Consider the following 20,199-nt stretch of genomic DNA (forward strand, 5'->3'; position numbering starts at 1 on the left):
TTATATATGTTATTAAAAGATTTCTTTAAGCTTAAAAATGTAACATAACCATATATAACAAAATATGGTGAAAATTGTGAGTTTTTGGAAAAATACATTTTATTTTACATCTCTTTTAATGGTAATTGTAGTAGTCTTAACGCTTTGTATATCACAGGCACTACTAACAATGCTTTTTACGATTCAGACAAAAGAAGTAGCACAAGCCCTTGGTGAGTTACAAATACAAATACCAGTATTCTTGCTAAATTTGTTTTACATAGTATCTGTGTTTTTGTTTTTGGCAAATTTAAAAATTGCAAAAAAAATAGCAATTTTAGCAGTAATTTTGCATTTGCTATTCGTATTTGTAACTATGCTTATAAATTACAATGTTACACATAATGTTAATCATCTTGTAAATAGCGTAATGATTGTAGTAGGGGCAATCTCGTTTTTTGTATTTTTAAAATTATCAAAAGACAAACAAAAATTAATCCAAGAAACTATTCAAAATGAGCCGATAAAGGAAAAAAATGACAATCGAAAACATAAATCAAATAAACATAAATGAAATCGACATAGTCGATAAAATTAAAGACAGAAGCCTAGATGAAGTCGAAAATCCATTAGATTTTGCTAGGTTAAAACAAAGCATTAAAGAAAATGGTTTATTTAATCCTTTGATTTTTGCTAGATTGCAAGATGATAAGCTAGAATTGCTTTGTGGTCGCAGAAGATTAAAAGCACTTAGAGGACTAAGCAAAGAAGATGAAAAATTTGCAAATGTAGAGTGTAAAATTTACGGTGTTGATACTAGCAGAGAGCAAAGAAATATCATTGCTTTTTCGGATAATCAACACAGAAAAGATTTAAATAACGAATTAAAATTTTATCCATTATATCTTCTTGTTATCGCCAAATTTTACAATATTGATAGCAAAAGCATTTTGGAAGGCAATATCATCGAAAATGTTAAAGATGATAAATTGTTTGAATATCTAAAAAACATAGATATATCTCAACCTAATAACGATGCGACATATAACTATATCGCAACCCTAAGCAATCAAATCAATGTAGATATTGCAACGCTTCTAGCTGAATTTTGCAAGATTAGCGCATTAGATTACAATGTCTATATGATGAAGCGACAAAACGAGAATTTAAGTATAAAAAAATTGCTGAAATTCAAAAATTCAACTAATCAAACAATAAAAACACTTTATGCAGAAGTTAATAAAATCATTAGTTTGTTGTTGCAAAAAGAGATTGATTGCGAAAAAATTAATGAAATTTCAAAACCAAGATTTGATTTAGAATGTTCCGTTCAAAACAAATCCGAAATAAAGGCATTTTTTGACAAAATTTTAGGTTTGTATTACAACGAAATGCAAAAATGCGCAAATACAGAAAAAGAAAAACCAAAACAAAATACAAGTCTAAAAGAGATTAAATCCTTTTTAAAAGGCGCAAACGATAGCGAAATAGAGCAAATTTTAGAATTTATCAAACAAATGAAATCCTAAAAAAACCACTATGTTTGGCTACCTGCGATTTTTCTTAGCTGTTTGTGTGATTTTTTCTCACACGAACGGCTATTTTTTTTACAATAAAATTCCATTTGATTTCGGAAAAATGGCAGTTTTTGGATTTTATATCCTAGCAGGATTAGTCAGTAGCAAACTAATCAAAAATGTTTTTGATTTCAATGCTAAAAACTATCTCAAAGATAGATTTTTGCGTATTTTTCCTATGGCGTGGTTTTGGCAAATTTGCAGTGTTTTAGTATTGCTAATATTTTGCAATGACAAAATAGATTTAAATTTGACTAAAATTTTAAATCATCTTGCGCTAATTCCGTTAAATTTTACTTTTTTCATTAACGAAAATACGGCTGTTTTGCTTGATAAAGCGCACTATTCAAACTTTATATTACCACCATATTTTTCTCTTGGCGTAGAATTGCAATTTTATCTATTTTTTGCAATTTTGCTCTGCTTTAAAATGCGAAAAATGCTTAAAATTTGCGCTTATTTTTCGTTCGCTTGGTATCTGTTTTTTAGTCTAACAAACACAGGCAATGCGAATCTGCAAATACAACTAACTTATATTTTGCTTGCTTCGACATTTTGGATTTTTTATTTAGGGCATTTGATTTTTGAGAGTAAATTCAAAGAAATTGCTGTGTTTTATTTGATTACTGCGATTTTAGTTGTTTGGGAGTTAAAAACAAAGAGTTTTTATGGCTCACAGCCGTTTTGTTCGATAGCTATTTTAGCTTTTGTGCCGTTGATAGTAGTCTTGCATAAGTTTAGACACATAAGGCTTAAATTTAATGCTTTTCTTGGCTCTATGAGCTTTGTAATTTATTGCAATCACTATTTGTTTATTATCGCTTTTAGCTATCTTGGGATTGCGTATAATTTTGTAGTTATTTTTGTTTTGGCGTTTGTGAGTGGATTGGTTGCGTATAAATTAATCGAAAAGCCGTTGAATGCTATAAGACAAGCGTAAAACTTTTTTATTTCACTCTTATTTTATACATTTTTTTACTATTAAATCAATTTATTTTAATAATAAAATAATTTTTTTATATGTCATTTTTGCTTCCACCACCCTACCCTATTCTACTTTGAAAAAATAAAAGAAACATCGTAAATCGCCCTATTTTACAACTTATTTTAATTGTAATTAAATCTTATTAATTAAGGTAAATATAATATTTTAATTGTATAATATTTGTAAAAAATATTTTTTTACTATTAAAATAAGTTGTGAAAGGTTGAAAAATGGTTATTTCAATTTGTAACGAAAAAGGTGGTAGTGGAAAAACAAATATTGCTATAAATTTAGCAGTAAAATTTTCACTTATGAAAGAAGATACTTTGTTGCTTGATACTGACCCACAAAGAAGCACCGAAATTTTTGTTAAAATAAGGACAGATAACGAAAAAGAGATGCTTTTTAGCACGATATCAAGATATGGTAGTGGATTAGATAAAGAGATACGCAGATTAGAATCGAAATATGATGTCGTAGTCGTAGATACAGGTGGTAGAGATAGTCAAGAAATGCGACAAGCGATGCTAGTAAGTGATATAATCATAATTCCTGCTGTTCCATCTGATTTAGATATTGCAGTTTTAAATAAAATGATAAATCTCTTTGAGATGACAAAAACATATAATCCAAATGCAATAGCTTTGATAGTGATTTCAAAAGCTAGTCCAAATCCATTTTTGCAAAGCAAGGTCAAGGCTTTAAAAGAGTATATTTTAGAGAAAAAATTAGAAGACATTTATTTACTAGATTCAATTTTATATGAGCGAGAGGCTTATAGAAATTCTATCACAGCAGGGCAGGGCGTAGTAGAGTATTGTAAAGAAACAGATAATGCGTATAGGGATTTTGATAATTTTGTAAATGAAATAATTACCTATATAAATAAATAATTTTTTACTATTAAAATAAGTTTATTTAATAGTAAATAAAATTTAATTAGGAGTATTAAAATGGGTGTATTTGATGAAAAAAACAAAAAAAAGAAATTTGCTTTTATTGATAGTGAAGTAGGGGATAATTCAAATAAAAATTTAGAAAGTGAAGTTGATTTTGTTCAAGCGGGTAGGGGAGAGAAAAAAACATTTTCAAACTATAAGGGCAGACCAAAAATTGCAGAGCATAAAAAAAGACAAAAACAAATCATTGTTTATCTAACACAAGATGAAAAAGATGAGATAGAAAAAATGGCTGAAAAACTTCACCTTACAACTTCGCAGTTTATTGTGATGAAGATTTTTCAATAATAAAATAAGTTGATTTACTATTAAATAAACTTATTTTAATTGTAAATTAATTTTATTTAATTGAAAAAACCACTAAATAGCATAAGATTATGTAAAAATTAACATACTTTTGGCTATAATTGTCAAATCGTGCGAGATTTTTGCCTAGATTTCCTCGCACGAATGAGCAAATTTAGCTAATTAGATATTTTTTAGTATGATTTTTAAATACCACTTATAAAATACTAAATGGTTTTATTTTTAAACACCAAATTTATTCTATAATTTTTATTTTTTCATTTGCTAATTCGCTACTCATACGCATAAACAGATATTTTTCATCTCGCAAAAAGGTCAAATTTTTGTTGATTTTTGCGTTTTTAACAACCTGAATTTTATTGTTTTCATAGACAAAAAGTCCGTAATTGTTGTAATTTTCTCGCAAATATTCCAAAGCAAAGTCTTTTAAATCAGAAGTTACGCAAAAATAGAATTTCGTATATTTTTTTGCAAAATCCTTATGTTTTAATTTCGTAAAATCCGCCAAAAAATCGCTTTTTGAAACCTTAACTTCAACGCAAATCCGAGTTGTTTCATTAAACGCAAGGAAGTCTTCGATATCTACTGTGTTGTTAGTAAAATACTCACAAATCACTTCGCTTACGCAATGTAGCTGTTTAGGGCTAAATCTAAAATACTCGAATAACAGTGCTTTCATTTTGTCGCTAGTGGCGTTATCGCGTTTTTTTGTTTGAGTTGTCTGTTTTAAAAATGCCATATTATGCCTAGCCTATTCGCAATGTTTCTTGTGGTGTTCTTCCCAAATTCTGATATAGTCCTTGCGAATTTTGATAGCGATTAAAAACACATATTCGAAAAACCCAAAAAACAACACAAATCCTGCTATAACGGCTAAATTATCGTATTTGTTTAGCAACATAACAACTAAAAATAATATCGGAGTGATAATTGCTCCGATAATGCTAAATTTTAGTTCTTTTTTAAGTTGTTTCATCTTTCACTCTTTTTCTGCAAGTTCATTTACTGCAATGCAAAAATTTTCAAAATTTCCGATTTTGCTCGTAAAATCTGATATAGTTTTGCAAGCTAAAAAATCTGCCTCCCACAAAACTTTGTCGTTGTCTAAATTTTTTAAACTTGCTTTTGTGATTATTTCGTTATCTCCATATTCGAGTAGTATATCCAAATTGCGTTTTCTCGAATATAAGTATTCATCAAAAAAAACTCCTAAAATATCACAGACCGAATCTGCTAAAATTTTTCTGTCAAAATCTATCATCTTTTTATCTCCAATCCTCTTTAAATATGCGCTTATTATAATGTAATTAAACTTAAAAGTCAATAAAAATATATAGAAAAATATTGTTTTTCCTAAAATATGTTTATTTGTATATCCTCTAATGCAACCAATATTTATGAAAATTAAAATTTGGTTGATTTTCAAAATATGGAAGCCCTTGTGGTGCTTTATCTTTTGAAATTTCCATAAACGGATTTAAGTTCATAAGGGTTATTAAGTAGCCAAAAGAAGCAATAAATAGCAATAAAATTCCACAAAATATTAGCGGTCGTTTATCGCCAACCATTATGCTTGGTAATGCCACCTTTACACACAAATAAATTGTTATAAGTGCAAAAATAATAAAAATCGTAATACAAAAATAACTTAACATACAAAAACTCCTTTAAAATAATATAGATAGTATTAGAATACATATTAGGTCTGTCATTGCTTATCCTTTAATAGCATTTTTATCCTTATTCATAAACATACCATATCTCGTGAGTATCCAGATACGCAAATAATTCTGTCATACAATTAAATATAATTAATCTATATTCTTCGTTATCTTGTCCTTTAACTTGCATATTTGATATAATTTCGTATGCTTCTATAAATTTGTCTTTTGGTATTAGAGTGTAATACGGATTGTCCCCAACTCTTTCAAGATTTAATTTTTTGTATAAAACTTCACCTATAATTGGTCCAAAATCTCTGGCATCTCCAAGTTCAATACCATCATCAAGCATTGGCGCTGTATTTCCATTTTTCCTTATTCCAAAACTGACCTCGTATCCCATTTTTAATCCTTTTCTTTTTTTATCTGCTTTTTTAGTCCAAGTATCTTTTCGATTTCTTGTTCATCAATTTCGTGTTTGTCTAAACAATGGAATAATTCAGATAATTGCGTTGCATTCACGGTAATGTTTTCGCCGTGTTTTGCAGCAATATCAAACAAATGTTTTGTCAATTCGTTTAATTGCATTGTTTTCCCCTTTTTATTTTCCGTATAACTCTTTATATTTTGTCAATGCTCTTTCTTTCCAATTTTCAATGCTAATACGCCAATCACTAGCGAGTTTTTCTAAGTCTTTATCTGAAAAGTTTTGCAAATCAGCCCAGCCGATATATTCATAATTTTCTAACAAAGAAGCAATAGGATAGCCTAATTTGTCGTATGCAGAAAAACTCATCATTAGCCCTCTTTTGTCGTGGTCGATAAAAAAATTTGCATTTGCATTGACAAAGAAATTATAATCTTTTTCACGAAGAAAAAATTCTGAATTTCTTTTGTCATCAATTTTTTCGTTCAAAACATAGTTCTCAATATTTTTTCTTCTGCTAAAATCTGCATTTTTAAAATCTTTTAAAACTTCTAAAAGTATTTCTTTCATTTTTGTTCCCCATATAATTCTCTATAAGTCTTCAACGCATACAAAATGCGATGACCCTAATTCCACTTGCGTTCTCGCAAGGTCATCTTTAAATTCGCTAAATTGTTTTTTTATGTAATTTAGCTCTTTTGTAATTTCATTTAAATTTAGCGTTTTTGCTCTGTCGCTTTGCTCTGATATGGCTTTAATCAATTCCATATCACTTGGAATTTTAGTATTAACTAGTTCCGCTAGTAAATCTATTGCGCTGTGATAGTTGATTTGTTCGCAAAAATCTACTCCATTGAGCCAAACACTGCACACCTTTTCGGCAGATTTTTCATCGTTTGGTTGTGGGTTAAAAATATCAATTTCTAAGCCCCAGTCCATTGCTGTATCGCAAATGATATTTTCTATTCTTTCGTTGTCTATAAGTTCTTTCATTTTCTTTCTCCCTCTCTTGAAATATGCCGTTATTATATCTACTTTAAACTTAAAAGTCAATAAAAATAAATAGAAAAGAATAAAAAAATATATAAGGAAATTAAGGGATTTAGTTCTTTTTTTGTTTTTTAAAATTAAAAATTAAGGCGTATTTCTACGCCTCGATTAAAATGGAATTGTTTCGTTTGGTTCTTCGTATTTATCGTTTTGCGCTACTTGATTTTGTGGTTGCGCTTTTGGTTGTGGTGCTTGATTTTGCGCTCTGTTTTGCTGATTATAGCCGTTATTTTGGTTTTGCTGATAATTGCCATAGTTGCCATAATTGCCGTTTTGGTTAGCTTGGCTATTATCGCCAAGCATTTCCATATTTTCGACATTTACGCTATGTTTTGAGCGATTTTGTCCGTTTTGGTCTTGCCATTGCTCGAATTCCAAACTACCCTCGACTAAACATTTAGAGCCTTTGCGCAAATATTGATTTGCTACTTCTGCCATACGACCCCAAAAAGTAATGTCAATAAAGCAAGTTTTTTCGCCCTTTGAGCCATCTGCATTTGTGAATTTCTTAGTAACTGCAATAGCTGTTTTGCCGATAGCTGTGCCACTTTGCAAATATCTCAACTCAATATCTCTTGTGAGATGACCTAGTAAAACTACTCTGTTATACATTGTATATCCTTTATTTAAAATTTTATTTATTATAATCAAAATAAACTTAAAAGTCAATAAAACTAAATAAGAAAAGAATAAAATTTGACAATTTTTTCTAATTTTCTATAAGTTTTAAAGACTAAAAGCCGTGCTTTTTTGTTATATTAGCTTCGGCAATTTTAAAATAACTTTATCAGAAGTTGTGAATTTATGTAATTCTTTTGTTTTTGAGTTATAAAACAAGTTTTTATCTTTCATTTTGTCGATGATTTCTAAATAATTAGAATTTAATGCTCCACGCACAGCTTCAAATAAATCAATTAACTCACATTTGAATGTCTTTTAATTCTGCCTAGGCTTATCCTTGTATAGTGCTTCTAAAATTACACCATTGCCAAACAATGCTTCCATATTCTCTTGAATTGGCTTAAATAAAATTTCACTCATTTTTAATCCTCCCATTTTTCTTCATCATAAAAAATAAAAAAAAGTGGCTATTACGCCACTTCATCTAAAAAATCATCACCACGCAATGCTTTGTAGGCTTTGTCAATGTCTGATTGTTTGCAACTTGTAAATTCCATTAAATCTTTGTCGCTAATTTTATAGCCACATTTGAATAGAGTTTCAATTATACAAACAACGAGTTGAAAAATCGTAAAATTTCTAGTGTAGTATTTAAAGATTTTCTCTAAAATTTCAATTTCTCTGTGAAAATCTAAAAATTTGCCGTGAAAAAGTCTGTCGAATTCATCAGCTTTTATATGATGTTTTGAAAGAAAGATTTCTCCATTGACTTTGTTTAAAACATAGTCTTTCATTTCATCGTATTCCATATTGTTATTAATCAAATCACAAAACACGGCGTTGTAAATCATATACAATTTTTCAGTTTTCATTATTGTTCCTTTTTTAAAAAAAAGTAGGTAGCTATTAAGCTACCTTTTTATTCTCAAAATATTTGCCTATGGCAACTAAAAATAATAAGAAATTGCCTTTAACTTTTACTATCGTGTTATGCAATTCCTCAATGCTCCACTCATCAAAATCAGTCCAATTAGTGGCTTCAATGACTAAATCGCTATCGTAAAAGCCTTTAAAATGGTGGTCGCATTTTAGTGTGTCAATATCAGCATTAAAAGCTTCTAAAATCGGTGTTTTTTCTCCAAAAGTTAAAAAGCTTTTTGCTATGTGTGCGACTTCAACGGCACAAGTTTCATCAAAAATTGTAACGCCATATTCATCAATATAGGCTGCGTAAGATGCTTTATGCTCTTTGTTGTAAGCAACTAAAAAATCATCTAACTCTTTAATTCCTTTGTATTCAGCAAAAATATCGAAACCCTCACTCGCTCTGTCTTCTGTAAAATTTGATAAATTGTCTGTTTGCATTTTATCTCTCCCTCTCTTGAAATATACCATTATTATAGCTAATATAAACTTAAAAGTCAATAAAAGTAAAGATAAAAAGAATAAAAAATATAATAGGCTTTTTTGTTTTGTTTAAAAATAATTAAGCTATTTTATGATATTTTACTTAATCTTAAATTTAGGAGCAAACAATGCACGCAAAATTGAAAGAATTTATTGATTTGTGGGAAAAATTGCTGACAGAAAATAATCCAAGTGTAGTTGAAAAATTGCCTGAAACCCCTATGAAATTGTTTGAAGATTATCGCAGAACAGCCGAAAAACATAATTTTGTATATTACACTTACGATTGCAATGGTGGCAGTATAGTAATTTGGTATGATGACAACGAAAAACTTTACAAAATTGATACTTACACTAACGATGAAAATTTGCAAGGATTTTCAGACAATTTAGGTATAGTTAAAGCTAGAACCTCAATCGAAGCATTGTGGCAAGTAAAATATGATATAGAGTTGTTAGAAGAAAAACACAGAGAATTCATTAGAGAATTCGATGAAGTCGAAGAAGATTACGCATAACGATGAATAACGATAGGCTTTTTTCAATTTGGGATTTTTTGAATAATTCAAAATCGCTTATAATCGATAAGCCTATTTTTTGCAAGGTAGAAACCTTTTTGTGGGGTAAAAGCAATAATTTACTTTGTTTTTGCAAACAAGAGCGCACGCAGATACGATTTGCTTTTTCTGTTTTTAAAAATGATAACGATGAATTTTATGACAAAGAGGGCGAATTTGATTTTATAAACTACAAAGAAAAGATTTTTCCAAACAAACCATATCTAAAATTTACCTTTTCTCGGAATAACAACGGATTTTTAATATGTGAAAAAGCTGAAATCAAAAAATCGAAACAAAATTCACAAATTGTCTTTAATGAAGACATTATTTTGGGGATATCTCAAAAATTTAAACTATTCTTAGAAAACTCTGCTAAACGAAGAGCAGAGTGGCGAAATAAAGAAAAACAATAACTTTTCCATTTAAATTCTGTTTAAGATATTATTGGATAAAATCACTCTTATGGATAAAAAGTTAGAAAAATTAAGCAAAGAACCGTTTTCAGTGGAAGCCGCAAGAAAATACTTCGAATCACGAAAAGATTTAAAAAAACTTTTCAATGTCGAGTATAAAGGTAAGGATAGACAAGCAAGATTTGATATATCTCCCATTTCTGAATATCGCTGGTTTATTCAACTAGGTTGTGAATATGGCGTTCCTAGAAGCTTAATGTTAAAATCAATCCAAAAATTTGATAAGAGATTTAAAGATTACAATCTAGTTACTTTTAACCTATATTGCACTCGTATGTTTAAAATGACCCCTATCGAAAGCGAAAATGATGATAGAATCCTTGGGGGGGGGGGGGGGTAGTCTAGCCACTACTTCAATTTTAGCTTTTTTACTCGTATTATTTACTTTTTTTCAAACACCCCTTTTAGCAAACAATAATCCATATTTTAATAGATACTATCGACATACAAATCAAAACATACCTCATTTTATGAACGATGAATTTTATACAAATTCAAACTCAGGAAGTGTTGATAGTTTGGGTAGTGCAGGGGGCAGTAATACACAATTTGAATATCGCACTAATATTCTTAATGCTTCTTACAATATCGAAAAAGGCAAAATTTTATCCACACAACTTGGCTATGACAATAATCTAGTCGGTGTAACAACAGAAGTCAATTATAATGTAATCAAAAAGTTGATTCACACTATAAAACAAATCATAAACAAAGAAAAAATTTTTAGCAATTACAAAACAATAGGTATAAAAGCCACACTATTTCAAGAGGAAGGAGAACACAATGTTCGAGGACAATGATGAATTTGATGGAGCAATCAAATTTGAACCACTAGAAGGAGAATGTATGCAAAATTATGAGCAAGAAGTAGTTGATTATTTTTCAAATCACAATTTTGAAGGTCGTTTAATTAAAAAAATACCTGAATTTAGCTATGATAATTCTGATGAATTTATTTTAGAAGCGACAACTCATCAAGAAAATTTCATAGTTGAAGTTTTTAGAAAAACCGATTCAGGCGAAGCAGAATATATGTTTAGTCAAATTCTCGAGCCTGAAAACGAAATAACAGAATCGAATAAACAAGATACAGTTCGTTGCGTGTTTAGAGAGTTGGCTTCTGTTGTGGAGATTTTACAAAATGGAGAACCAGAGCCATTCTTGGACTTTTTTTAAGATTTTTTTGGAAGAATATGAAGATTTTACAAAACCAAGACAAAAGCCCAAAAAATATTGGAAACAAATGCTCGAATACGCCCTCGACTTATACCAAGAGTCGGCTATTTACAAAAGAAGAAAGCAAAAAGAGTCTAAAACTACTAACTTGTAGTATTGTCTGCATAGGTAGTTTTGCCTTTGCTTTTGATTACAAAGACCTAAATGCGACAATCTTTTCAAAAAACATATTGCAATCAGATAGCAATATTACCATTGAAGAGATTGTCATAGTTAAAGACAATATAAAGCAACCACTTTATCTCATCAACGATAGATATATTGCAACTAATATCATTGATACAAAAGAGAGAGTTGATTTTAACGCAAATTTCGAGCAAAAAACACTATATCAATCGTTTTTGCCATACCTAAACGCAATTCCAAAAGATTTCATTATCAATCTAAACCCTAACGGCAAAAGTATCCAATATCTGTTTTTAGACCCATTGTGTCCTTACTGCCAAGAGTGGATTAAAGCTTTTAGTGTGGCGCAACTAAAAGAGATAAATCTAAATGTTGTTTTAACGCCACTATATTCGCACGGCGATTTAGCGATGATAAAAAGTGCATTGATTGTCGCAGAGAATAAGAGCGCAAAAACAGATAGCGAAAAAATCGAAATTTTGAAAAAACATTTTAATTCAGATTCAAATAATGAATTAATTGCAAATACCGAAATTTTGGATACTATAAACAATTACAGAAACGAACTATTTAGCAATCAAATAGTTACACATACACCTAGTGCTATTGTAAAACCAAAGGAATAAAATGCGCAATATTGTAGAACTTGCAAATGACCTTGTGGCAGCGAACAATGAGTATGAAAACACTGCTTTTATAAAAAACAATAACGAACTTTTAAAAGAGTATGTAGCTTTTTATTGCGAAATTTGCAACCAAACCGAAACGGTTATAAGCAAAATTTACAATCAATTCATAATAGAGCAAAATCTGCAAAATAGTGTTCCAAAAATAGATTTTAAAAACGAAATTGGTTTTGATTTGTTTTTAGTGCAAAAAACATTTAACGACAAATCAAAATACAAAGAATTTTTAAATGAGGGGCTAAATTATTTAATAGATTATATTAATAACGAATTCTACAAAAACATAGGCGCAGAACACGATTTATTCCACATAGATGCGAATAAAAAACAATTTTTAGACATAAACGCAGAGTATTCTATAATAACTTTAACTTGCGACAAAACAACAGCAAAAATTAGCTACAAAGAAGCACTTGATTATTTCAAAGAACACAAAAGCGCAAAAGGGCTAATTAACAATTATGCGCCTGAATTATGGCAACGATACAACGCCATATTAGCCGAAAACAAGCGCATTTTTGAATACATTTCATCTCAAAAAGATTTGGTAGATTTTACGCAATTTACAGATAACGAAAAAATTCTCAAATTTGCAAGCGATTTATGCAATCTTTACGAAGCACGCTCAAATATTAGTCTAAATAATCCGTTCTTAACAGAAGAATTTTTACTACTATGTGAAAACCTTTTTGGCGATTATGTAAATACGATAAATAGGGCAGTTGGCTCTTATATTATCAAACAACCAATTTATGATATCGCCGATTTCTACGAAAATATAAAAGCCTTGGGCTAAAAGCAAAATAGGGTAGGGTAGGCAAAACACCATTTGCATTTAGTATTGCAAAAGATTTAAAAATGTATTTGCAATCAAATGGCAATAGTTGCATTGAAGAGATGTATCCAAAAATGGCTAAAATTTCAGATGAAGTTATCGAAATGGATAATTGTGTCTATGATTATGGAGAGAACTTAGAACATTTTGTAAATGTATTTAAGCAAACACACGATACCACGCTAACCTTTGAAAGCTTTGTTTTGCAATGCTACACAAAGGGCTATAAAATGGCAAATTTCGCAATAGCTTTCATTATTTTGAGCGCAAAAAATCCAAAAGACAAAAGCAAAGGCGAAACGCTAAGGGAGCGCAAAGAGCGATTATAGTCTAAGCGGTGTCGTGTGTTTGCTTGAATACATTTACAACAGGTTATTTTTTTAACCCAAACGACTAGCATTTTTATCTTCAATTTCTCCAATAGCAGCAAGAGAGTATGCTTTAAGAACTAGCTGTTCTTCTGTGCCAGGATTATCAACATATTTGTCTTTGTCTTCGCTGCTTTCAAAAAATAATATCTCTAATCTTTTACCCAAACAGCAATAAGGGTCTTTATCTTTCAAATGCCTGCCCCAAAGCAAAAGCCACTTATCCTCAGCTAGTCCTAATCCTTCCCTTTCGTTCTCGGCAATCACATTCGGTTCTTCATTGGTAATCAAATCTAGGTCTGTTTCTCTTAAAAATTCAGAAAAAGTAATCATTTCTTCAATTTTTTTACCTTCATTGCGATAATAACTATTTCGGTCGTGTTTCATAATAAAAATTTCAAAAGTTTTCATTATTTTTCCTTTTCTTAAATATGCACTTATTATAGAATTTTAAACTTAAATCAAAATAAAATTAAATAAATAACAATAGAAATCATCTGAAACTAAATGAAACGCTCTGAAACGCTCTGAAATTATAAAATTTCATAAAAAACGAGTAAAAATTTTAAAATTTTTTTCTAAAATCATAGAATTTCATAAAAAATGAGTAAATTTTTTCTGTAAAAGTAGGGAGGGGGAGGTTATTGCACCTCCTCTATTTTTTGACTTAAAGCGACTATCTCTTTTTTCTCACGCTCACAAGCTTGCATTGCCTCAGAAGGACTTTCTTTTAATATCTCGGTTATATCGTTGTCTATGTCATAAACCTCAGATACAGCCAATGCGACAGGTAGATAATAAGTAGTTCTTTCAATCATTGTATCACTACCATAATCTGAATATTCTGCTGTAACTTTTAAAGCATAATCAAAGCCGTAATCATCTTTTAAAATTTCTGTTTCCACGACTTTTGGATATTTGTTGTCTTCTTCTTGCAAATAGTCTAAATAATTTGATACAGCCTCAATGTGGTTTTCGGCTTCGCAACCCTCAACATAATCATCGTTGAATATATCTGGTGCAGGGTCAGCACCTTCCCATTGTCTTTGCGTATATTCAAAATATCCAAATTTAAAATGTTGTGCCATTGTCTTCTCCTATCCTCTTGAAATATGCCGTTATTATAGCTAATATAAACTTAAAAGTCAATAAAGATAAATAAAGAATATATAAAAAAGTAAAGGAATTTAGCCGAATTAACTAAATTCCTATAAGTTTTAAAGAGTTACATTTTTACAGAATTTGTTTCTTCTTCACCAAATAGATTTTTCACATTTTGGTCTAAATTTGCCGTTTGGGCTACTTTTGCATCAATTTTTTCTGTTAAATCTTCTTTGATTTTTAAATTTTCTTCACTTTCAAATTTAAATGGCTTTGAAAGAATTAAAAAAGCAGAAGTGCTACAAGGCGCATCAACATATTTTTCTGTTAATTCAGTATCGATATTTTTTCGAATTTCATCAGACAAAATAGGCGTTGAAAATGGAGTTTGCATCAATTTTTCGCCCAAATTTGAATTCGGATTAACTTCGATTTCAAAAGCTTTGTTGCTAAGCATACCGATTTTTACTGTGTCATTTAGCATTAACAATACATTATCATCTAGTTGTAATAACTGCGTAGCTTTTTCTATTTGTGATAACAAACGATTTAATTCCACAAATTGCATTGGTAAATTTTTAATGTCAAGGGTATCCATATTTGTGTTTTTAAGCATAGATTGCAATTTATTCAAATCCTCTTGCAGTTGCCTAATTGTATCGCTATTACCGAATAGACTAGCAAAATCAACTTTTGGCAAATCTGCAAAATTTACCTTTTTAATTTGTGCGCTGAAATTTACAGGTGTTTCTATAAATCGTGGATTATTTATAAAAAATTCACGCAATGAGCTATCCATCTCAAAAGCTTTTTTCATATTTGAAAAAGAGCCTTTAAAACCCAAAGCTTCTGAAACAAAGCTTTGTTCCATACGCAATTTCTCATCAGCTCGTGCTTTCTTTGCATCGGTTAGTAAATCACTTCTGTAATTAACTCTAAAATATGGCTCTTCGCTCTCAATATTATGTTGTTCTCTGACACCTGCGCCTAAATGCGCTAATGTAGAAACACCATCTGTGATTAGTTGCAAAGGCTTTGTATCATCGACTTTTAGATTTAACTGCTCTTTTGAAACAATAGAAACAAGCTGTAAAGGCTCTAAATCATTAGTTAAAAGTGGTTTAATTTCATCTTTTACCCCTTTTAAAAGTTTTTCTAAAATCGTATGATAATACACTAATGCTCTTGTTGATTCAAGATTTTCTTTTGAAACATTGACTCTATCAACTTCTAAGCTATCAATAGACCTCTCTAAACTTTTAACTGCTTTTTCGCCAAAAAAAACTTTTCCAAAGCCATTTTTAGGGTCAAAATCAGACAAATTGATTTCAACCGAACTTGGATTTTTTCTAAAATTTTCAAAACTCATTTTTTATCCTTTTTTGTTAAATTTTTAAACTATTATCTTCGTTTTGAGATACTCTTAACGACTGCTCTTGTTTGATTTCCATAACACCTTTTCCCTCTTTTTCTTTTAAGAAATCATCAATTATTTTGAAATCAGCTTCATTTGCAAATTGCGCTATATTGACAAGTGCTGAAACAAGAGTTTCTTTGCTAGTAACTTTTTCGCTGTATTCGACACCATCAGGTTTGCTTCCTTCAAGTTCCAAAAACATTGATTCGCTGTTTAGATTTGCATACACCCTGTCGATATTGTCGTAAATTTCTGTTTGATATAAAACATCGCTTGATAGTTCTTTTATTTTTTCTAACACTAAAATCGGATATATTTTATCAAAACCGATTTCTTCAAAAGTCGAAAATTCTCTTTGAAGTTCTCGCCAAATTTCTCTGTCGCTTACTTCAATATTTGCGCCTTGTAAATAACACAATAATTCGTGCAAATCTCTGTTAGCATCAGTTTTGTTAAGCACAGCATCAATAGCTTCTTTGTATCCAAGACCTAACGGAGTTCCTAATTTTAATTCTCTTTCAATGATTTTATCTTCTAAAAAGTTTTCAATATTTCTAAGAGCGTTGTATTGTAAGCCCAAATTTCCATATTCGCCAATTTTTTCTCCCTTTTCATCTTGTGTAGAATAGGTTAGTTTAAAATCCTCGAATTCCAAAGTTTTATTTGGAACTTTACTAACGCTTTTTAAAACAATCTCATCGCTTAAAAGTTTATTTAAAGTAGCTACGGCATCTTGAAAATTGTCCAAATTTAAAAAATCGTTATTATTTTTATCGAGATTTTCAATCGTGATTGTTTGTGTATATAATTTTTCTTTGTGCTTAAAGCCAATATCAATACTAACGCTTTCATCGCTTACACCACTTAATTTATAAGTTAAATCAGCTGAATTTTTATCGGATAATGCAGAATCGATAACATCTTTTTGTGCTTCTCTCCAGCTAAAAACAGAATATTTTGTCGGCTCTAACTCATTGGATTTTTCATCGTAAGTATAAAAATGCAACTGGCTAAATCTAGGAAGTGCATCATTTTTTATGTCAGCGACACACGCTAAAAATTCGCTATTATTGTTTGGAAGCGTTTGTTCCAAAGAATTTACAACAGCGTTTATATCAGGTGCGCTATTGTAAATTTCTTCATCTTTTGCGCTGTTTATTTGAAAAAATAACAACTTACTATTTTCATCTGCTTGTAATGCAAGTAGATATGGAAACCTATCATTTTCATCATATTTAGCCATCTCTTACCCTTTTAATGATATATTAATGATATATCATTATACAACATAAAACTAAAATTTCAATTAAAAGGTTAAGTATTTTTGGCTAAAATTGTTCCATTTCTGTCGAATTACTTCAAATTTACCCTCATCAGCAAATAAAATTCCACTTGCAAGTTTTAAATCAAAATTGCTGTCATAATAACCTGCGACAAACAATAGCTTTTTAGCTTTGCTAACCATTAGTTGATGATAGCATTGGTAAATGTATGTCGGCGGTATTTTTCCCTCGTGCGAAACTAAATGCTTATATGTGTTGAAGCTTGTTTTGATTTCTAGGATAACTTCGCCATCAAAACCATCAAGGCTTGCTGAAAATCTATCATCATCATCATCTAATAACACGATAGGTTCAAATTTTGTTCCGTATTTGCTATTAATTGTATCTCTAATAGTTTTTTCTGTAACTTGACCTTTTTTAACAGCTGTCAGAATTTTATTTTCTCTGTCTGTTAAAAATTGTTTATTTTGTAAAATCTCTAAATAGCTAGGTTTTAGACCCAATTTAACTTTCGCAAGTTCCTCAATGCTCATAAAACCTCTGCCGAATAAAATCGGCGTTTCAGAAGCGTTAAATTTGTTTTTTCTATATTCTAACCACTCAGGTGTTCCTTGCTCTAATTTGATTTCCATTAAAAGCCCCTTTTTTTGGCTTCGTTTTGATAGCGTTTGATTGCTTCTTTTTTTGTGTAGCCAAAGTAAGCTTGTTTGCCTAAAACACCATAGATGACAACCGCACCTTGATAATTAATTTCTACCAAAGAAATGTATTTCATTTTATTTCTCCTATCCTCTTGAAATCTGAGTATATTATAATCTAATTAAACTTAAAAGTCAATAAAAATAAATAAAAAAGATATAAAAATATTTTAATAAAATGAAATGCTTTTCGATTTTTTAAAACTTTGTTAGTATTGCCAAAATAGGGCGTTTATGTTATATTTTTTAGAGATTAAACATTAGTTAAAGTTAAAATTTGTTGTGTTTTGGCTTTTTTGTATTTTAATAATAATATTTAGTATTGAAAATTATGATTTTCAATTTAATTATTATATGTCATTTTTATCGCATTTGGCAAAAATGAACTTGTTGTAATTTTACACAAATTCTCTAATATAATTTTTAGCCGAAACAACCAAAAACGCAGACCTTGAAATACCAAGCTTTTTTGCTGCCTCATCAATTTCTTGCATAATATTTTCTTTCATCGTAATTGCATAATTTTTAGTTTTATCGCTTGTTTCTGCTTGTGGTTCAATAATTTTTTCATTATCGGCAATCATCTCAATCAAAGCACACTTGAAAGCTTCTTTTAAATCGGCTATTGCTTCTGCTTCGTTTTTGCCTGTGCCTTTAATGTATTTGTATTCTTTATAAAAAGCATAATAGTAGATTGTATCATCAAAATTTGTATCTTTTACTACGATAGCTTGATAAGGTAAATTTAGATAATAATTTAAATCTTTTTTCATTTTATTCTCCTGTTAAATCTTTATAAATGTCTAAGACATCTTTGACATAGCACACAAGCATAGGCTTTTGTCTTGGTAAAGTATAAGTTTGCGCATTTTTCTTTCGATATACAAAATGCGAACCACCTGTATTCTTGCGTTCATATCCTAGCAAAATCAATATTTTATCCAAATCATCAAAAGTAACATCTTTTGGATTTGTTTCTAACTTTTTTATTAATTTCTCAAATTTTGACACTTATCGCCTTAAACCTTTATTGTTTATAATATCAAATATATGCTTAATATATGTTTATAATATGAAAATCATATATTCTACAAACATAAGTTACATATACCCTCTTTTAATTTTTTGTTTCAAAATCAAATCGTAAGCCTTGATTGCAAGATTTTTGTCGCTAAAATATGCTACTCTTTCGCCTGTTTTCGATTTATAATTAACATTGCCATAAATGCGCCTGAGTTCGAATTCGCCAAATAGCGTTTTGGACAGTTCGATTAAATAGTATCGTGTGTTTTTGAATAGTTTCGTTTTCATCTACAAAATCCTTTCTGTATTAAGACTTTTTTAAGTTTAATAACCTAAAATACATTTTGTATCCAAAGCGAAAACTCCTTATCTTTTCAAAAAGATTTGTTTTTAGCCGAGTTAGCACAGGCTCGGCTAGATTTTTTAAACCTCACAATATTTTAAATCATTTTGATAACTACTTAAAAAAATATCATTAAAATTCATTTTGGTTTTCCATAAAGGTTCAATAAAAGCTTTTTGCAATTCTATAATGTTATCATTATTGTCTGTTTTTACAAAGATGACTAGTGTATTTTGAAATCTATCAGAGTCTTTTTTAATAACATATTTTTGTAAAACGACAGGATATGTTTTTGGGTCATATTCTGTGTGTTTATGTGGTTTCATATTATTTTTGACAAAATTCAAATCCGTATCAAAATATTTTTTTAAAATATCATTATATAAAATTTCTCTATCCAAATTTGGTAAATTTTCTTGCGTTTTTGTGTTTAGATTGCAAAGCTGTTTAAACTCCCAATAACTAGGTTGAATTACATTCGGAATAAACCAACCATAGCCAAATTTGTAGCTAAAAGGGATTGCAAAAAACAATACATATACAATAAAAACCATTAATGGTTTTTTTATGCTTTTGCCTCGCAATTTTAAAAATAGACAAAGAAATAAACATAAATATGGGATAAAATTTAAGAGTATTATATTGAATATTTTAAAACTTATTGCGCTCATTTTATATTCCTGTTTTTATATGTTTTTATTAAAAACTCAAACCCCAAATTCCTTTTGAAATTCGCTGACTAAATCATCTATTTTTTGTTTAAATTCATCGACTTTACTAGGAACAATATAAACATATCCGTTAAAATCAATTCTAACACCTTCGCAGTATTTATTATCAAAAAGATTATTTGACAAATCTTCCTTTCTTGCTTTAATTTCAGTAATTACATCTTCGCTGAATTCGTTGCCACATTCGTGAAAATAGACTGTGCCTCGTTCTTTCATTTTTTATCCTTTTTAGATTTTCTTAAAAATTTTCTATGTATTTTAGATTTTAAAGCTTTTAATTTTCTTTTAGTTGCAACTTCAAATATCCACGCTGGAACGAATCCACTTTCATCTATTATTACCATTTT

The 20,199-nt window shown here is 29.5% G+C and carries 36 protein-coding genes; 13 read left to right on the top strand and 23 right to left on the bottom strand.

The annotated features are described in order from the left end of the window. Window positions 1-76 precede the first annotated feature (76 nt). The 5 genes from OFO01_RS07345 (at window position 77) to OFO01_RS07365 (ending at window position 3,788) form a co-directional block, all read left to right on the top strand. The gene (locus OFO01_RS07345) at window positions 77-553 is read left to right on the top strand and encodes a hypothetical protein (protein WP_270859516.1); all 477 of its coding nucleotides are present in this window, start codon (window positions 77-79) and stop codon (window positions 551-553) included. After that, complete coding sequence (locus OFO01_RS07350) at window positions 516-1,508, top strand: ParB/RepB/Spo0J family partition protein (RefSeq protein WP_270859515.1); 993 nt, start codon at window positions 516-518, stop codon at window positions 1,506-1,508. Before OFO01_RS07345 ends, OFO01_RS07350 begins: the two co-directional genes overlap by 38 nt. A 10-nt stretch (window positions 1,509-1,518) precedes the next feature. Then, window positions 1,519-2,496 (top strand): acyltransferase family protein, encoded by a 978-nt coding sequence (locus OFO01_RS07355; RefSeq protein WP_270859514.1) that lies wholly within the window; start codon window positions 1,519-1,521, stop codon window positions 2,494-2,496. A gap of 275 nt (window positions 2,497-2,771) precedes the next feature. Then, window positions 2,772-3,434 (top strand): AAA family ATPase, encoded by a 663-nt coding sequence (locus OFO01_RS07360; protein ID WP_270859513.1) that lies wholly within the window; start codon window positions 2,772-2,774, stop codon window positions 3,432-3,434. 60 nt (window positions 3,435-3,494) lie between these two features. Further along, window positions 3,495-3,788, top strand: coding sequence for a plasmid mobilization protein (locus tag OFO01_RS07365; RefSeq protein WP_270859512.1), 294 nt, complete (start codon window positions 3,495-3,497; stop codon window positions 3,786-3,788). Window positions 3,789-4,041: 253 nt separating this feature from the next. Here OFO01_RS07365 and OFO01_RS07370 read toward each other — a convergent pair whose 3' ends face one another. From OFO01_RS07370 to OFO01_RS07420, 11 genes are all read right to left on the bottom strand, one after another. Further along, the gene (locus OFO01_RS07370) at window positions 4,042-4,545 is read right to left on the bottom strand and encodes a hypothetical protein (protein WP_270859511.1); all 504 of its coding nucleotides are present in this window, start codon (window positions 4,543-4,545) and stop codon (window positions 4,042-4,044) included. A gap of 12 nt (window positions 4,546-4,557) precedes the next feature. Next, a complete protein-coding gene (locus OFO01_RS07375) occupies window positions 4,558-4,782 on the bottom strand; it encodes a hypothetical protein (RefSeq protein WP_270859510.1) in 225 nt (74 codons plus the stop codon). A gap of 3 nt (window positions 4,783-4,785) precedes the next feature. Next, the gene (locus OFO01_RS07380) at window positions 4,786-5,232 is read right to left on the bottom strand and encodes a hypothetical protein (protein WP_270875532.1); all 447 of its coding nucleotides are present in this window, start codon (window positions 5,230-5,232) and stop codon (window positions 4,786-4,788) included. Then, window positions 5,186-5,461 carry a hypothetical protein gene (locus OFO01_RS07385; protein ID WP_270859508.1) on the bottom strand — a complete coding sequence of 92 codons (276 nt, stop codon included), beginning with the start codon at window positions 5,459-5,461 and terminating at the stop codon, window positions 5,186-5,188. The genes OFO01_RS07380 and OFO01_RS07385 overlap by 47 nt, the downstream gene beginning before the upstream one ends. A gap of 85 nt (window positions 5,462-5,546) precedes the next feature. Continuing rightward, entirely contained in the window at window positions 5,547-5,870 is a 324-nt protein-coding gene (locus tag OFO01_RS07390) for a hypothetical protein (RefSeq protein WP_270859507.1), read from the bottom strand. 2 nt (window positions 5,871-5,872) lie between these two features. Further along, the gene (locus tag OFO01_RS07395; protein WP_270859506.1) at window positions 5,873-6,055 is read right to left on the bottom strand and encodes a hypothetical protein; all 183 of its coding nucleotides are present in this window, start codon (window positions 6,053-6,055) and stop codon (window positions 5,873-5,875) included. A gap of 13 nt (window positions 6,056-6,068) precedes the next feature. Beyond that, window positions 6,069-6,464 carry a hypothetical protein gene (locus OFO01_RS07400; protein ID WP_270859505.1) on the bottom strand — a complete coding sequence of 132 codons (396 nt, stop codon included), beginning with the start codon at window positions 6,462-6,464 and terminating at the stop codon, window positions 6,069-6,071. A 21-nt stretch (window positions 6,465-6,485) separates the two neighbouring features. Further along, on the bottom strand, window positions 6,486-6,887 hold the full coding sequence (locus tag OFO01_RS07405) for a hypothetical protein (RefSeq protein WP_270859504.1): 402 nt from the start codon (window positions 6,885-6,887) through the stop codon (window positions 6,486-6,488). A gap of 165 nt (window positions 6,888-7,052) precedes the next feature. Beyond that, entirely contained in the window at window positions 7,053-7,556 is a 504-nt protein-coding gene (locus tag OFO01_RS07410) for a single-stranded DNA-binding protein (protein ID WP_270859503.1), read from the bottom strand. A gap of 479 nt (window positions 7,557-8,035) precedes the next feature. Then, window positions 8,036-8,437, bottom strand: a complete 402-nt coding sequence (locus tag OFO01_RS07415) for a hypothetical protein (protein WP_270859502.1) — start codon at window positions 8,435-8,437, stop codon at window positions 8,036-8,038. Window positions 8,438-8,471: 34 nt separating this feature from the next. After that, window positions 8,472-8,930 (bottom strand): hypothetical protein, encoded by a 459-nt coding sequence (locus OFO01_RS07420; RefSeq protein ID WP_270859501.1) that lies wholly within the window; start codon window positions 8,928-8,930, stop codon window positions 8,472-8,474. Window positions 8,931-9,100: 170 nt separating this feature from the next. On the opposite strand from OFO01_RS07420, the gene OFO01_RS07425 reads away from it, so the two are divergent. The 8 genes from OFO01_RS07425 to OFO01_RS07460 all read left to right on the top strand — a co-directional run bounded on the left by OFO01_RS07425 (window position 9,101) and on the right by OFO01_RS07460 (window position 13,217). Then, on the top strand, window positions 9,101-9,490 hold the full coding sequence (locus OFO01_RS07425) for a hypothetical protein (protein WP_270859500.1): 390 nt from the start codon (window positions 9,101-9,103) through the stop codon (window positions 9,488-9,490). A gap of 38 nt (window positions 9,491-9,528) precedes the next feature. Continuing rightward, complete coding sequence (locus tag OFO01_RS07430; protein ID WP_270859499.1) at window positions 9,529-9,945, top strand: hypothetical protein; 417 nt, start codon at window positions 9,529-9,531, stop codon at window positions 9,943-9,945. Window positions 9,946-9,976: 31 nt separating this feature from the next. Further along, entirely contained in the window at window positions 9,977-10,345 is a 369-nt protein-coding gene (locus OFO01_RS07435; RefSeq protein ID WP_270875533.1) for a hypothetical protein, read from the top strand. After that, window positions 10,314-10,805, top strand: coding sequence for a hypothetical protein (locus tag OFO01_RS07440; RefSeq protein ID WP_270875534.1), 492 nt, complete (start codon window positions 10,314-10,316; stop codon window positions 10,803-10,805). The genes OFO01_RS07435 and OFO01_RS07440 overlap by 32 nt, the downstream gene beginning before the upstream one ends. Next, the gene (locus OFO01_RS07445; RefSeq protein ID WP_270859496.1) at window positions 10,789-11,181 is read left to right on the top strand and encodes a hypothetical protein; all 393 of its coding nucleotides are present in this window, start codon (window positions 10,789-10,791) and stop codon (window positions 11,179-11,181) included. Before OFO01_RS07440 ends, OFO01_RS07445 begins: the two co-directional genes overlap by 17 nt. A gap of 17 nt (window positions 11,182-11,198) precedes the next feature. Then, window positions 11,199-11,993 (top strand): hypothetical protein, encoded by a 795-nt coding sequence (locus tag OFO01_RS07450; protein WP_270859495.1) that lies wholly within the window; start codon window positions 11,199-11,201, stop codon window positions 11,991-11,993. 1 nt (window position 11,994) lies between these two features. Then, window positions 11,995-12,849 (top strand): hypothetical protein, encoded by an 855-nt coding sequence (locus tag OFO01_RS07455; protein ID WP_270859494.1) that lies wholly within the window; start codon window positions 11,995-11,997, stop codon window positions 12,847-12,849. Window positions 12,850-12,911: 62 nt separating this feature from the next. Continuing rightward, the gene (locus OFO01_RS07460; RefSeq protein ID WP_270859493.1) at window positions 12,912-13,217 is read left to right on the top strand and encodes a hypothetical protein; all 306 of its coding nucleotides are present in this window, start codon (window positions 12,912-12,914) and stop codon (window positions 13,215-13,217) included. A gap of 51 nt (window positions 13,218-13,268) precedes the next feature. Here the strand turns inward: OFO01_RS07460 and OFO01_RS07465 are convergent, their stop codons facing one another. The 12 genes from OFO01_RS07465 to OFO01_RS07520 all read right to left on the bottom strand — a co-directional run bounded on the left by OFO01_RS07465 (window position 13,269) and on the right by OFO01_RS07520 (window position 20,196). After that, the gene (locus OFO01_RS07465) at window positions 13,269-13,667 is read right to left on the bottom strand and encodes a hypothetical protein (RefSeq protein WP_270859492.1); all 399 of its coding nucleotides are present in this window, start codon (window positions 13,665-13,667) and stop codon (window positions 13,269-13,271) included. A gap of 230 nt (window positions 13,668-13,897) precedes the next feature. Continuing rightward, window positions 13,898-14,344 carry a hypothetical protein gene (locus OFO01_RS07470; RefSeq protein WP_270859491.1) on the bottom strand — a complete coding sequence of 149 codons (447 nt, stop codon included), beginning with the start codon at window positions 14,342-14,344 and terminating at the stop codon, window positions 13,898-13,900. A 137-nt stretch (window positions 14,345-14,481) separates the two neighbouring features. After that, window positions 14,482-15,726 (bottom strand): hypothetical protein, encoded by a 1,245-nt coding sequence (locus OFO01_RS07475; protein ID WP_270859490.1) that lies wholly within the window; start codon window positions 15,724-15,726, stop codon window positions 14,482-14,484. A 16-nt stretch (window positions 15,727-15,742) separates the two neighbouring features. Next, complete coding sequence (locus OFO01_RS07480; RefSeq protein ID WP_270859489.1) at window positions 15,743-17,017, bottom strand: hypothetical protein; 1,275 nt, start codon at window positions 17,015-17,017, stop codon at window positions 15,743-15,745. A 63-nt stretch (window positions 17,018-17,080) separates the two neighbouring features. Beyond that, complete coding sequence (locus OFO01_RS07485) at window positions 17,081-17,689, bottom strand: lambda-exonuclease family protein (protein ID WP_270859488.1); 609 nt, start codon at window positions 17,687-17,689, stop codon at window positions 17,081-17,083. Further along, window positions 17,689-17,832, bottom strand: a complete 144-nt coding sequence (locus OFO01_RS07490; RefSeq protein WP_270859487.1) for a hypothetical protein — start codon at window positions 17,830-17,832, stop codon at window positions 17,689-17,691. Before OFO01_RS07490 ends, OFO01_RS07485 begins: the two co-directional genes overlap by 1 nt. A 321-nt stretch (window positions 17,833-18,153) precedes the next feature. Beyond that, complete coding sequence (locus OFO01_RS07495) at window positions 18,154-18,528, bottom strand: type II toxin-antitoxin system HicB family antitoxin (RefSeq protein ID WP_270859486.1); 375 nt, start codon at window positions 18,526-18,528, stop codon at window positions 18,154-18,156. Between the two features lies 1 nt (window position 18,529). After that, the gene (locus OFO01_RS07500) at window positions 18,530-18,766 is read right to left on the bottom strand and encodes a type II toxin-antitoxin system HicA family toxin (protein WP_270859485.1); all 237 of its coding nucleotides are present in this window, start codon (window positions 18,764-18,766) and stop codon (window positions 18,530-18,532) included. Between the two features lie 90 nt (window positions 18,767-18,856). Then, window positions 18,857-19,066 (bottom strand): WGR domain-containing protein, encoded by a 210-nt coding sequence (locus tag OFO01_RS07505; RefSeq protein WP_270859484.1) that lies wholly within the window; start codon window positions 19,064-19,066, stop codon window positions 18,857-18,859. A gap of 135 nt (window positions 19,067-19,201) precedes the next feature. Beyond that, complete coding sequence (locus OFO01_RS07510; RefSeq protein ID WP_270859483.1) at window positions 19,202-19,792, bottom strand: hypothetical protein; 591 nt, start codon at window positions 19,790-19,792, stop codon at window positions 19,202-19,204. 36 nt (window positions 19,793-19,828) lie between these two features. Beyond that, window positions 19,829-20,068 (bottom strand): hypothetical protein, encoded by a 240-nt coding sequence (locus tag OFO01_RS07515; protein WP_270859482.1) that lies wholly within the window; start codon window positions 20,066-20,068, stop codon window positions 19,829-19,831. Continuing rightward, a complete protein-coding gene (locus OFO01_RS07520) occupies window positions 20,065-20,196 on the bottom strand; it encodes a hypothetical protein (RefSeq protein WP_270859481.1) in 132 nt (43 codons plus the stop codon). The genes OFO01_RS07515 and OFO01_RS07520 overlap by 4 nt, the downstream gene beginning before the upstream one ends. Between the last annotated feature and the right edge of the window lie 3 nt (window positions 20,197-20,199).

It is taken from the genome of Campylobacter sp. JMF_01 NE2, from assembly GCF_027737365.1.
Classification (GTDB): Bacteria; Campylobacterota; Campylobacteria; order Campylobacterales; family Campylobacteraceae; genus Campylobacter_B.

Bases quoted from the DNA above. Each gene is read 5' to 3' on its own strand.
- OFO01_RS07350 (WP_270859515.1), top strand. From the start codon at position 516: ATGACAATCGAAAACATAAATCAAATAAACATAAATGAAATCGACATA.
- OFO01_RS07415 (WP_270859502.1), bottom strand. From the start codon at position 8,437: ATGAAAACTGAAAAATTGTATATGATTTACAACGCCGTGTTTTGTGAT.
- OFO01_RS07515 (WP_270859482.1), bottom strand. From the start codon at position 20,068: ATGAAAGAACGAGGCACAGTCTATTTTCACGAATGTGGCAACGAATTC.
- OFO01_RS07495 (WP_270859486.1), bottom strand. From the start codon at position 18,528: ATGAAAAAAGATTTAAATTATTATCTAAATTTACCTTATCAAGCTATC.
- OFO01_RS07490 (WP_270859487.1), bottom strand. From the start codon at position 17,832: ATGAAATACATTTCTTTGGTAGAAATTAATTATCAAGGTGCGGTTGTC.
- OFO01_RS07395 (WP_270859506.1), bottom strand. From the start codon at position 6,055: ATGCAATTAAACGAATTGACAAAACATTTGTTTGATATTGCTGCAAAA.
- OFO01_RS07360 (WP_270859513.1), top strand. From the start codon at position 2,772: ATGGTTATTTCAATTTGTAACGAAAAAGGTGGTAGTGGAAAAACAAAT.
- OFO01_RS07375 (WP_270859510.1), bottom strand. From the start codon at position 4,782: ATGAAACAACTTAAAAAAGAACTAAAATTTAGCATTATCGGAGCAATT.
- OFO01_RS07365 (WP_270859512.1), top strand. From the start codon at position 3,495: ATGGGTGTATTTGATGAAAAAAACAAAAAAAAGAAATTTGCTTTTATT.
- OFO01_RS07450 (WP_270859495.1), top strand. From the start codon at position 11,199: ATGAAGATTTTACAAAACCAAGACAAAAGCCCAAAAAATATTGGAAAC.
- OFO01_RS07425 (WP_270859500.1), top strand. From the start codon at position 9,101: ATGCACGCAAAATTGAAAGAATTTATTGATTTGTGGGAAAAATTGCTG.
- OFO01_RS07390 (WP_270859507.1), bottom strand. From the start codon at position 5,870: ATGGGATACGAGGTCAGTTTTGGAATAAGGAAAAATGGAAATACAGCG.
- OFO01_RS07405 (WP_270859504.1), bottom strand. From the start codon at position 6,887: ATGAAAGAACTTATAGACAACGAAAGAATAGAAAATATCATTTGCGAT.
- OFO01_RS07520 (WP_270859481.1), bottom strand. From the start codon at position 20,196: ATGGTAATAATAGATGAAAGTGGATTCGTTCCAGCGTGGATATTTGAA.
- OFO01_RS07460 (WP_270859493.1), top strand. From the start codon at position 12,912: ATGTATTTGCAATCAAATGGCAATAGTTGCATTGAAGAGATGTATCCA.
- OFO01_RS07470 (WP_270859491.1), bottom strand. From the start codon at position 14,344: ATGGCACAACATTTTAAATTTGGATATTTTGAATATACGCAAAGACAA.
- OFO01_RS07455 (WP_270859494.1), top strand. From the start codon at position 11,995: ATGCGCAATATTGTAGAACTTGCAAATGACCTTGTGGCAGCGAACAAT.
- OFO01_RS07400 (WP_270859505.1), bottom strand. From the start codon at position 6,464: ATGAAAGAAATACTTTTAGAAGTTTTAAAAGATTTTAAAAATGCAGAT.
- OFO01_RS07420 (WP_270859501.1), bottom strand. From the start codon at position 8,930: ATGCAAACAGACAATTTATCAAATTTTACAGAAGACAGAGCGAGTGAG.
- OFO01_RS07445 (WP_270859496.1), top strand. From the start codon at position 10,789: ATGTTCGAGGACAATGATGAATTTGATGGAGCAATCAAATTTGAACCA.
- OFO01_RS07485 (WP_270859488.1), bottom strand. From the start codon at position 17,689: ATGGAAATCAAATTAGAGCAAGGAACACCTGAGTGGTTAGAATATAGA.
- OFO01_RS07465 (WP_270859492.1), bottom strand. From the start codon at position 13,667: ATGAAAACTTTTGAAATTTTTATTATGAAACACGACCGAAATAGTTAT.
- OFO01_RS07355 (WP_270859514.1), top strand. From the start codon at position 1,519: ATGTTTGGCTACCTGCGATTTTTCTTAGCTGTTTGTGTGATTTTTTCT.
- OFO01_RS07370 (WP_270859511.1), bottom strand. From the start codon at position 4,545: ATGGCATTTTTAAAACAGACAACTCAAACAAAAAAACGCGATAACGCC.
- OFO01_RS07475 (WP_270859490.1), bottom strand. From the start codon at position 15,726: ATGAGTTTTGAAAATTTTAGAAAAAATCCAAGTTCGGTTGAAATCAAT.
- OFO01_RS07480 (WP_270859489.1), bottom strand. From the start codon at position 17,017: ATGGCTAAATATGATGAAAATGATAGGTTTCCATATCTACTTGCATTA.
- OFO01_RS07510 (WP_270859483.1), bottom strand. From the start codon at position 19,792: ATGAGCGCAATAAGTTTTAAAATATTCAATATAATACTCTTAAATTTT.
- OFO01_RS07385 (WP_270859508.1), bottom strand. From the start codon at position 5,461: ATGTTAAGTTATTTTTGTATTACGATTTTTATTATTTTTGCACTTATA.
- OFO01_RS07440 (WP_270875534.1), top strand. From the start codon at position 10,314: ATGATAGAATCCTTGGGGGGGGGGGGGGGTAGTCTAGCCACTACTTCA.
- OFO01_RS07505 (WP_270859484.1), bottom strand. From the start codon at position 19,066: ATGAAAACGAAACTATTCAAAAACACACGATACTATTTAATCGAACTG.
- OFO01_RS07410 (WP_270859503.1), bottom strand. From the start codon at position 7,556: ATGTATAACAGAGTAGTTTTACTAGGTCATCTCACAAGAGATATTGAG.